General features: G+C 42.5%; 7 protein-coding genes. 2 read left to right on the top strand and 5 right to left on the bottom strand.

Going from position 1 to position 11,652, the window contains the following annotated elements; genetic code table 11:
• Positions 1 to 3 precede the first annotated feature (3 nt).
• Together mutL and uvrA are read right to left on the bottom strand one after the other, a co-directional pair.
• Positions 4 to 1,884, bottom strand: a complete 1,881-nt coding sequence (gene mutL, locus B4G94_RS21750; RefSeq protein WP_286861923.1) for a DNA mismatch repair endonuclease MutL — start codon at positions 1,882 to 1,884, stop codon at positions 4 to 6.
• A gap of 185 nt (positions 1,885 to 2,069) precedes the next feature.
• On the bottom strand, positions 2,070 to 4,913 hold the full coding sequence (gene uvrA / locus B4G94_RS21755) for an excinuclease ABC subunit UvrA (protein ID WP_286861925.1): 2,844 nt from the start codon (positions 4,911 to 4,913) through the stop codon (positions 2,070 to 2,072).
• 335 nt (positions 4,914 to 5,248) lie between these two features.
• On the opposite strand from uvrA, the gene B4G94_RS21760 reads away from it, so the two are divergent.
• Positions 5,249 to 6,304, top strand: coding sequence for a DUF2157 domain-containing protein (locus B4G94_RS21760; protein ID WP_165309261.1), 1,056 nt, complete (start codon positions 5,249 to 5,251; stop codon positions 6,302 to 6,304).
• Between the two features lie 88 nt (positions 6,305 to 6,392).
• Here the strand turns inward: B4G94_RS21760 and B4G94_RS21765 are convergent, their stop codons facing one another.
• Together B4G94_RS21765 and B4G94_RS21770 are read right to left on the bottom strand one after the other, a co-directional pair.
• On the bottom strand, positions 6,393 to 7,070 hold the full coding sequence (locus B4G94_RS21765) for a response regulator transcription factor (protein ID WP_108634837.1): 678 nt from the start codon (positions 7,068 to 7,070) through the stop codon (positions 6,393 to 6,395).
• 148 nt (positions 7,071 to 7,218) lie between these two features.
• Positions 7,219 to 8,538 (bottom strand): sensor histidine kinase, encoded by a 1,320-nt coding sequence (locus B4G94_RS21770; protein ID WP_286861926.1) that lies wholly within the window; start codon positions 8,536 to 8,538, stop codon positions 7,219 to 7,221.
• Positions 8,539 to 8,651: 113 nt separating this feature from the next.
• On the opposite strand from B4G94_RS21770, the gene B4G94_RS21775 reads away from it, so the two are divergent.
• Positions 8,652 to 11,024 carry an outer membrane beta-barrel family protein gene (locus B4G94_RS21775; protein ID WP_286861928.1) on the top strand — a complete coding sequence of 791 codons (2,373 nt, stop codon included), beginning with the start codon at positions 8,652 to 8,654 and terminating at the stop codon, positions 11,022 to 11,024.
• A 77-nt stretch (positions 11,025 to 11,101) separates the two neighbouring features.
• Here B4G94_RS21775 and B4G94_RS21780 read toward each other — a convergent pair whose 3' ends face one another.
• The gene (locus B4G94_RS21780) at positions 11,102 to 11,518 is read right to left on the bottom strand and encodes an OsmC family protein (RefSeq protein ID WP_104383749.1); all 417 of its coding nucleotides are present in this window, start codon (positions 11,516 to 11,518) and stop codon (positions 11,102 to 11,104) included.
• Positions 11,519 to 11,652: the final 134 nt, after the last annotated feature.

Raw genomic sequence — 11,652 nt, forward strand, 5'->3', positions numbered from 1 at the left:
CTTCTAGTTTTTACCAAATTTTTCTGCCAATTCCTGTAAGGTAAATGTTACGATCACGGGGTTGCCATAAATGGAGATATTCGGTGATTGGCAGGCAAAGAGCTTATCAACCAGCTCGGCCATAGCCGTGTTATCAAGCTGTGTGCCCGGTTTGATCGCTGCATTACGGGCAAGACTTTTCGCCAGATTCTCCCTTTTTGACAGCTTGTACTCGGATTGATTATTCTTATAATCTTCCAATATCTTTTCAATCATTTTTATCTCATCAAAACCTGTTCCCAAGTCTGCTGGAATTCCGTCAATAATATAGGAATTTTTTCCAAATTCACGAATCTGAAATCCCAAACCATTGATGTCGTCCAATAAATCTTTCATCAATTCATTATCCGAAGGATTGAGGTCTATCGTCTGTGGGAATAGACTTTGCTGACTTAGGCCCTTATGCTGATCGAGTTGTGCCAGAAACTGCTCAAATAAAATGCGTTCGTGCGCAGCCTGTTGATCAATAAGGATAAATCCAGAATGAATCTGTGAAACAATATACTTGTTGTGCAGCTGAAAAAACAATTTGGAGGAAGTTTTATCTTCCACCTGGATAGCCTGTGGGCGATCCGTCTCCTGGTCTGCATCCGTATGCAGGGGGAGCTGTACAGACTCTTCCTTTTCCACGATTTCGTATAATGAATCCCAATTGCTTGGTATTCCCCCGGTTTTTTTGGCAAAGCCTTCGGCATAGCTATCCGATCTGGAATAGGATGATTTGGATTTGTCCGTATCAAAAGGGTTAAAGTCCGGATTGAAGGTGACTGTCGGAATAATAATCTCATCCAATGATTTCTTTGTGATCAGATTAGTGAAGCTGGTCTCTTGTTCGAAATCCAAAGAAGGCATGATATTATAGCGTCCCAATGATCTTTTCACTGCTGAGCGGATGATCGCATAGATCGCTTTATCATCCTCGTATTTGATTTCAGTCTTTGTTGGATGTACATTGATATCAATACGGGCGGGATCTATATCAATAAACAGTACATAAAACGGGAAGGTCTCCGCTTGCATGATATCCTCGTACGCATTCATCACTGCATGGTGCAGGTAAGGATCGCGAACAAAGCGTTTATTGACAAAGAAAAACTGTTCACCACGTGTTTTCTTCGCAAATTCAGGTTTACCGACAAAGCCTTCTACCTTAATAATGGAAGTGTCCTCTTCTACAGGGACAAGGCGTTGGTTGTAATTGTTTCCGAAGATATGGACAATCCGTTGTTTCAGTGTTTCGGCAGGTAAGTGATAGATTTCATTACCATCACTATGCAGGGAAAGGAAAATCTGCGGATTGGACAAAGCGATACGTTGAAATTCGTCAATGATATGACGCATTTCAACGGAGTTACTCTTTAAGAAGTTCCTGCGGGCAGGAATGTTGTAAAAGAGATTTTTAACTAAAATATTTGTTCCAGCAGCGACAGCTTCTGGATATTGGTTGATAACTTTTGATCCTTCTATTTCGACGACAGTACCAAGTTCATCTTCGATACGACGTGTTTTTAGTTCGACTTGTGCGATCGCGGCGATGGAAGCCATTGCTTCTCCACGGAAGCCCATGGTACGGATAGCAAATAAATCTTCCGCTTTGCGGATCTTTGAGGTTGCATGACGTTCAAAGCAAAGACGGGCATCCGTTACGCTCATTCCACAACCATTGTCAATGACTTGGATCAACGACTTGCCTGCATCTTTAACAATAAGTTTTATTTTGTCAGCTCCAGCATCAATGGCATTCTCAATCAATTCTTTTATGGCAGACGCTGGTCGCTGCACCACTTCTCCCGCCGCAATCTGATTGGCAACATTATCTGGAAGTAATTGAATAATATCCGACATATAATACAAAGTTACGAAAAACCTTTATGAAATCTGCTGCTTAGCTCGTGTACCAAATTCAGTCAAAGAAAGGCCCGATCAGGTGTTATTTAAAATCTGCGATAGGAGGTTATCCTGATGCACAGCATACACCGGACCGGATAGAGGCATAAAACCAACAAAATACACCGCCTCAAAATGAATGCCTATTGCATCTCTAATTTTAAGAAACGTGCGGTTTCGCTTTTCTTGTTTTTAATTAAATTTTCTGGGGTTCCCTCAAATAATACCTGACCACCCTCTTTTCCGCCTTCAGGACCGATATCAATCACCCAGTCAGCCGATTTCACAACATCCAGGTTGTGCTCGATAATCAACACGGTATTTCCCCGGTCTACCAATCGGTTGATTACGCCCATAAGCACGTTAACGTCCTCAAAATGAAGTCCTGTGGTAGGCTCGTCAAGAATGTAAAATGTATTTCCCGTATCTTTCTTGGAAAGTTCCGTGGCAAGCTTCACCCGCTGAGCCTCTCCGCCGGACAAGGTTGTAGAAGACTGACCTAAGGTAATATAGCCTAAACCGACATCTTGTAAGGTTTTGATTTTTCTGTAAATACTCGGTACGTTTTCAAAGAAATCGACCGCATCATTGATGCTCATGTCGAGTACATCTGAAATAGATTTACCCTTGTATCTTACCTCCAAAGTTTCTCGGTTATAACGCTTTCCGTGGCATGTTTCACAAGGAACCTGTACATCGGGCAGGAAGTTCATTTCAATGACTTTCAAGCCTGCACCCTGACAGGTTTCACAACGGCCACCTTTGACATTGAACGAAAAACGACCCGGTTTATAGCCCCTGATTTTTGCTTCGGGAAGTTGAACGAACAAGGTGCGTATATCGGAGAATACACCAGTATACGTCGAGGGATTGGAACGTGGTGTACGACCTATCGGGCTCTGATCAATTTCAATAACTTTATCAATATGCTCCAGGCCTTCAATCTTTTTGAATGGAAGTGGGGTTGCTTTAGCCCGGAAGAAATGTTTATTCAGGATCGGGTAGAGCGTACCGGTGATTAAGCTGGACTTACCGGATCCCGAAACCCCCGATACCACGATCAATTTGCCGAGCGGAAATGTTACGGTCAGGTTCTTGAGATTATGCCCTGTAGCGCCATGAATCGACAGTGTTTTGTGATTGCCTTCACGACGTGTTTCGGGAATTTTAACTTCTTTTTTCCCATTGAGATAAGCTGCGGTCAGGGAGTCTGATTTTAAGATCTCCTTGGGCTGGCCTTCCGCGACAACAGTGCCGCCATGAACACCCGCCGCAGGCCCCATGTCAATCACATAGTCGGCATGAAGGATCATGTCCTTATCATGCTCAACCACTAAGACCGAATTGCCAATATCACGCAAGTTTTTAAGTGCGTTGATAAGACGTTCATTGTCCCGCTGGTGTAGTCCGATACTCGGTTCATCCAAAATATAAAGCACATTGACCAGCTGTGAGCCGATCTGGGTCGCTAAACGGATCCGTTGTGCTTCGCCGCCAGATAATGTTTTTGCCGTACGATCCAGTGTCAGATAGTTTAACCCTACATCCAATAGAAAGCCCAAACGAGCCCTTATTTCTTTGAGTATTTCCGTCGCAATGACCAGCTGGCGTTCATCCAGCTTGCTTTCCACCTGATCGAACCATTCTTTTAATGCCGAGATATCTAATGTCGATAGTTCATGGATATTCTTGTCTGCGATCTTAAAGTGCAATGATTCTTTCTTTAACCGCGCTCCCGCACAAGTTGGGCAGGTAACTTTAGTTCTGAAATCATCCAGCGAAGGTGCTTCATCCGAAGATTTTCCGGAAAATTCCTCCAGCATTTTGAAGATCCCTTCAAATTCAACACGATACTCACGGGATCCGTAGCTCCCATAGGACACGGTGACAACAATAGGTTCTTCTTTATTGCCAAACAAAAGCTGGTCGATCTGCTCATCATTAAGTTTCTCCAACGGAGTTGTGACGGCAAAATCCAATTTTTTGGCTACGGCTTTAAGCACTTCAAACGTCCAGTTTTCCCGGGTGGGGCCCAACGGCGCCAGGCCTCCTTTCTGAATGCTGAGTTTCTTGTCGGGAATGACCGCATTTTTATCAATCTCGAAGATATAGCCTAATCCATCACATGCCGGACAGGCACCATAGGGTGAATTAAATGAGAATGTATTTGGCTGCGGTTCATCGTAGGAGATGCCGGATTCGGCATCCATCAGGTAACGGCTATAAAATTGCTCCTGATTGTCTTTGGTAGACACTTTGATAATGCCTTTTGCCGTTTTCATCGCTTGCATCACCGAGGTCTGCAAGCGCTTCTTATCTTCACGTTCTATTTTCAAACGGTCAACGACAATTTCAATATCGTGAATCTTATAGCGGTCTACTTGCATTTTAGGAATCAAATCCAATATTTCGCCATCCACACGCACTTTGACATACCCCTGTTTGCGAATTTGCTCAAAAAGCTCACGGTAATGACCTTTACGTCCCTTCACGACAGGAGCGAGGATATTGAGGGCTTGGCCTTCAAACTCATCCAGAATACGTTCGATCACCTGATCGTCAGACATACGCTCCATCTTTTTGCCAGTGACATAGGAGAATGCTTCCCCGGCACGGGCAAACAAAAGGCGCATAAAATCGTATACTTCTGTAATTGTTCCGACAGTTGACCTTGGATTTTTGCTCGTTGTTTTTTGTTCAATGGAAATCACCGGACTCAAACCTGATATCTTGTCGACATCCGGACGTTCCATGCCGCCCAAAAACTGCCGGCTATAGGCACTAAAAGTTTCCATGTACCGACGTTGGCCCTCTGCATAGATGGTGTCAAAAGCCAAGGAAGATTTACCACTACCGCTTAAGCCAGTGATAACGACCAATTCATTTCTCGGAAAAGAAACATCTATATTTTTTAGATTGTGCGCACGCGCTCCAAATACCTGAACTTCACTCTGTTCGCCCAAATCCGGGCTTCTTTTTACTGCCATGAAAACTCCTTAAAACCCGTGTAAAAGGGATAAAATGCAAAACATGCAAAATTACAGATTTTTAAAGGAATTATGCGAGCATATCTGACTTTTGGAATAAAATGTGATATACATGTGATTTGGATATCCTGCGACAACCCGAGGATTTAAGAAAGTTACGAAGGTAATTGTTATCTTGGGGTCGGCTAAGGTGGCTATGGCAACTTGTAAGCCCTAATTTTGTACAGGACCTAAAAAATAAAAATAAAACAGGAAGATACTTCGGTAAGTCGAAAATTTGCCGTATTAAAATCTTTGTTACTTATTCTTTGTTCTACAATATCAATACAATAACAATGCGAAAATACGACGTCAGCAAACAGGAAAAGCAATCCATCGAAGATATTGTCCAATTTTGGAAGAAGGAAAATTTATTGGATGAACAAAAGGCCAATGAACTGATGGATAGCCTCGACGTCAAAAGTTTCGATTGGGGACAGTTGGCCCGTTACGCCTTTTGGATTGCGCTGGCCTCCCTGGTATTTGCTGTTTTTTCGTTGTTTACAGATGCTTCTTTCCTTGCTTTCGTCGATACCCTTTACGAAGCACCCAATATTTTATTCTGCTTCTTTTTTGCGGCGGTCGCTGTCCTGTTTTACACGCTCGGCTTTCGCTACAAAAAACGTTATCCCTATAAGAACCTGTCCACGGAGACCATGATGCTGATCGGCGTATTCGGAACGGCAGCCTGCATTGGTTTTATGGGGAAGGTATTGGATAAGGATACCATGCATTATTCGCTCTTGTTTTTATTGTCCGTCGCAATCTACGGAATTCTCGCTGTAAAGCTCGATAGCAAGCTGATCTGGACCTTTATGCTATTGGCACTCGGTGTTTGGTTTGCCACCGAGACAGCTTACCATAGCAACTGGGGCTTTAAATTCTGGGGAATGAATTATCCCCTACGTTTTACGATTTTCGGTGCTATAATCACGGCGGCAGCTGTTTGGCTACAGCCACGATTTGAACGTTTACAGATATTTCAACCAGTCAGTTATATCATTGGGTTGATTTATCTTATGGTTTCTTTGTGGACACTATCTATCTTCGGCAACTATTCGGACTTTTATGAATGGACCACCGTACGCCAGTATCACATGTTTTATTGGGGGATTTTATCCACTGCGGTCTCGGCGTTTCTTGTAATTTATGGGTTAAAAGCAAAAGACAATGTCACCCGTGAGGTGGGATTTGTGTTTTTGGTATTGAATATTTATACCCGCTATGTGGAATATCTGTGGGATAATATCAATAGAGCCGTGTTTTTCTTGATCCTCGCAGTTTCTTTCTGGTTTGTCGGCCGTTGGGCAGAGAAACTATGGAACAGACGAAAAGAAGAATTAGGAGGATAAATCCGATGGAATGCCTTGGGGTATAACATCGAAGACCTAAACCACATGTGCAGAACAGGGGATGATCGGCTTTGAGGCAACCTGCATATCAAAAATGAACGGTAAATCCTACGCCTCGATTTGAACTGATGCTCAGATTCGGGTCATGACTCAGGTGTTTTCGTATGCGGGTGATAAAAACGTCCATGCTTCTGCCGGTAAAAAAATCAGCGCTTCCCCATACCTTTTCAAGGATATCTTCGCGTGTCACGAGCTGACCATTGTGTTGGCAAAGGAACAAAAGTAATTGTGCTTCCCGCTCGGTGAGCCTATATTGTTCCAAAGCATGACTCAGCAACAGTTGGTCGGGGAAAAAGAGGTACGAACCAATTGGAATGGAACTCGGGGACACATTTTTTTGATTGCGCTTTAGTATATTTTGTATACGAAGTAACAATTCTTCGGGATCACAAGGCTTGGTAATATAATCGTCAGCACCGATTTTTAAACCAGTCAACTTATCGATCTTCTGCTCTTTGGCCGTTAAAAAGATAAAAGGAAGTGATGGGAAAAGTGTATTGATCTCTTTTGCCAGCGCAAAGCCGCTCACCTGGGGGAGCATCACATCCAGAATAATTAAATCATATCCCACAAGCTGCTGAAAGTCTGCCGTGAGCTCATTTGGCTGTGAAATCCATTCCACCTGAAAGTCCGAAAGCTCCAGATATTGTCTCAGCATAAATCCAAAATCAGGATCATCTTCTACCAACAATAGTTTATTCTTCATTTCTTTGTTTCATCTAACGGATATCTGGCCCTTATTTCCTGATCCATTATAAAGTTAATAATACGATTTTTATTCAAGTGCTGCTTCGCGGCACTTCGTGTGGTAACCTCTGCCGCTGATTGGCAATGTAGGCCAACGAACTGAAAAATTAGCGCGGCAATAGCACCACAAAAGTTGTTCCTTGTCGCAATTTACTTATCACGCTAATCTTCCCCGCATATTTTTTGACGATGTTCCTAACCAAAAATAGACCAATCCCTAAGCCCTTTGTATCATGAATATTGTCTTTCTGGATACGGTAAAACTTTTCAAAAATATAGGGTAACTCGCTTTCTTCCATGCCCTGTCCGTTGTCATTGACCTGAATGGATAGATAGTCTTTTTGTTCCTCAAAACGGATATTTAGTTGTGTGGCACCATATTTAACCGCATTATTCATCAGGTTTGAAAATAATGTCGCTGTATCTATTGGGTTAAGGCAAATTGGCAAGTTGGGGCTTGGTTCCACAATGAGTTTGATCGTTGGGTTACACAGCTGAAAATCATTAAAAATTGCCTGTAGTTCTTTCGCTGTTGTTGGCGATAAACTTGTTGCATTTTGACTTTCGTTCAATGGATCTAATGTTTGTTCCAAACGGCTTACTTGACGTTCAATGACGGCAACAATTGTATTGTCGGGAGATTTTTGGAGGGTTCTGGCCGCTATTTTTAAGGTAGCAATCGGTGTTTTTAGCTCGTGCGAAATATTATCTACGACATCGTGCAACACCGCAATCTGTTTTTTTTGTTTCCTGAGGTTGTTAATTGTCCGGTAAAATAACCAGATAAAAGCCGCCAGGATCAATAAGGTGCTTAATAGCAGTGAGGTTAGCTCCTTAAATAGAATCCAGTTGAGATTGACCACCTCAAAAAAAGTCTTGCGCGGAACAGAAAAAACATATAGAATCTCCCTGCTTTGGATACTATCCTGAGTCCTGTTCGTTTCAGTTTTTTCCGTAAGCCATTTACTGCTGGATAATTCTGTAGGATTATGGAAGGTACCCTTTGTGGTATACACGGTGATGGGGCCATCAACCAATGGGGTTGCCGCATCTTTATAATAAATACCTAATATTTCCTGCCGGAGGATGACATGCATGCCCAGTGGCCGGAATATACTGTCGACATATTTTGTTAACTCCGCGGATGTCTTCTGCGCGTGTGTTTTATATAAATTTTTTAAACCTTCTGCCGTGATCTCTTTTTTAACCAGTTTAATGTAATAATCACGGGCGATATCCTTGCTTAATAAGTTGTTGTCAAAAATAGAATCGGAGTCTTCTAATCTGTCCAGATTCTTTTTGATATCAGCGAATATTTCACGTTGTTTGAGCCGGTAGGTATTGTACAATTGATAACCTTGTATGCCAATGAGGATGGCAAAAAATAGGATGAAAAGGATAATATAATTTTTAGGTTTCAATTCCATATACAAATATAGCCGCTCCTAACGAAGATCATAGACCTTAACGCAGCATTAACTCTTCATTAACCATATTTAGCTGTGTTAATGAACAATTTTGGGACATTAAATACCGAAATATGAAATGCTTATTATTTTTGCTTGCAGCACCATTGTTCGTGACGGCACAGACTAAACAGGTCGGGGGACAGATCCGGAATGGTAACAAGGAGGCGCTGGCTGATGCCTCCATTATTTTGTTGGACAGTACCTATCAACAGATCAGCGAAACAAAAACAGATCGTGCCGGGAAATTTGAAGTGTCATTGATGCAGCATAGCAAATACTATCTTAAAGCCTCGCATTTGAACTTTGGATCCCTTGAAATATTTTTTTACAGCGACACCATAAAGAGTCCCCTGATAGTGACACTTTTGCCAAAGGCGAAAGAACTTGCGGAAGTGAATGTGGTGGGTCGGCAACCGCGATTGATCCGTAAATTGGACCGCCTGGAATTTAATGTTCAAAATAGTAATCTCTCTGCACTCAACACCTGGGATATTCTCAAACGGACGCCTTTGGTAATGGCCAGCGGTTCGGACCTCCTGGTGCGGGGAAGCAAAAAGATCACGGTGCTTATTAACGATCGTAAGGTGATGCTGAGTGGTGACGAACTGAAAACTTATTTGGAGAACACAGCCGGTAATGATGTACAATCCATCGAGGTGATTACCAATCCACCGGCAAAATATGAAGCGGATGGAAGCACGGTCATTAACATTAAGCTGTCCAAATCTACCTTATATGGTTATCGGGGTACCCTGCTGGCTCTGGCCGAAAAGAGTACGACCTGGAAACAGTTGTTTGGACTGACGCAGTATTATAAAAACGAAAAGTTCAATCTACGGGGGACATACAATTTTGGTCGCGGTACCTATGCCCGTTATGAAACAAACTATGTGTATTATCCCAAGGAACAGACCTCTTGGGAAGGGACAATGGACCGTTTCGATACCAATAATAGCCAAAATAGCTATGTGCTGTCGATGGACTATACGCCAGACTCAACATGGTCGGTCAATGCAGGCTTAAACGGTTATTATGGGCCGAGATCCTATGGTGTTTATGAAGTGCCCACGATAATCTATAACAAAGACCGGGTGCAGGAGTCCAGTTATTTTACAACAAATGATCATGAACGTTCCAACAAGACCAATAACCTCTATCTACAAGTGACGAAGAAACTCAGCCCTAAGTGGAGCATTAATTGGTCATCTTACTTTACGTCCAGCCATGCCAGCAATGATCAGGATGTCTTGACGGCATTGAATTTTAAAGAAGAAAAGCCGTCGAGCACACGTTTTATTAGTAATAATGACAGCAAAAATCGCCTTTTTTCCTCGCAAGTAGACGTTACAGGAAAGATAGGGGGACTGGAAGTAGAATTTGGTGGAAAGTTTAGTGCCGTAAAGACAACAAGTGACCTGCTGTTTTCAGACGATGAATCTGGTACACTACAGCACCGACCGGACAAGAGCAGCCTGTTTGATTACAAAGAACGCAATGCGGCTTTATATACATCGTTTAACTATACCTGGAAGAAATGGAGCTGGAAAGCGGGATTAAGAGGGGAGTATACCGATTTGGAAGGTATTGTCTCAGAGCCTAAGGATATCAACAAGAAGGATTATATTGTGCTATTCCCGACGTTCTATATGCAATATGCATGGTCAGACCAACAGCAATTTGGGTTTTCCTATGGTAAGCGCATCAGCCGTCCCGCTTACTCCTGGCTCAATCCAGCGAAATCTTATTATAATCTGTTTTCCTATTTTCAGGGCGACCCACGTTTAAGGGCCACCATTGTACATAACCTCAACCTGACCTGGACAAAGAACAGCTGGAATGTGGATCTATTTTACCGGTTCGAGAAATGGCCTAATATGGAAATCGCCTTGCAGGATAACGTCAATCATCAACTGATCTTTCAATATACCAATATTAAGAAAGGGCAGGGGGCGGGGATAGATCTGGGCAAGAGTGTTCAGCTAACCTCCCGCTGGGGATTAAACCTTCAACTCGAAGGAATGTACAATGAGAATTATTTCATGGGATCTGATGCTCTGCTCCACAAGAATGATGTTTACATCGGTAATGGCAATATAAGTTCAAGCTATGTGCTGGACAAAAATGCCGGCTGGAATGTAGAACTTGGAAACAGTTTTACTTCACCGACTATTCAGGGGCCATTTCGGATTACAGGTTATTCCAGCACTTACTTGACCACCAACCGTAAATTTTTTAACAAAAAACTGGAAGTCAATCTGGCTTTTATGGATATTTTCAGGACTGAAAAAATGAGGATCTCGTCAAAGTATGCCGATCAGGACAATTATTTTGACGATTACCAAGATACAAGAAAGGTCAATGTAACGCTGCGGTATCACTTTGGAAATCAAAAAATCAAGAGCAGCAATCAGCCGACCAAGACCGAAGAGCAAAAAAGACTTTAGCCCATAAAAAAGGCCTACGCTTACACCTACAGATGGAATTAAAATCTGTGGGTGTAAGCGTAGGCACTATAAAAATATTAGTTTATTTTTAGCGAATATGTGATATTGATACCACCCGCAGCAAGCATATCATGTACTGAACAATATTTTTTCACGGCTAATTCCGCAGCTTTTGTTGCTTTGACTTCGTCGATGTCCCCTTTAAGGAAAAAGTTGATATGAATATCCGTAAATACCTGTGGAACCTCTTCGCGACGCTTTCCTTCTACTTCCACCTGGATATCGTCAATTTGCTGACGTTGTTTGACCAAGATACTATGTAGGTCGAAAACGCTACAGGAACCCAATGCCATCAATACCAGCTCCATGGGGCGAACACCTTTTCCTTCACCACCAATTGCTTCAGAGCCATCGATGTTCACTTTGACGGAAGATAATTCACTGCTGGCTTCGAAATGCACAGCCTGATTGACACGGTTTAATTTGATTTTCATAAGAATAATTATTTACGCGTATAGCACTTGTTTTTTTGCATTCATTCCATAGCAGCTTCCGCTGTCAAACCCCTCTTATAAAAGAGTTATCGGATGCAACCTTTGAAGCGGATGAACATTAAACAAACATAAAC

Origin of the sequence: Sphingobacterium sp. UBA7625 (genome assembly GCF_002484085.1) — a bacterium.
Taxonomy (GTDB): Bacteria; Bacteroidota; Bacteroidia; order Sphingobacteriales; family Sphingobacteriaceae; genus Sphingobacterium; species Sphingobacterium athyrii.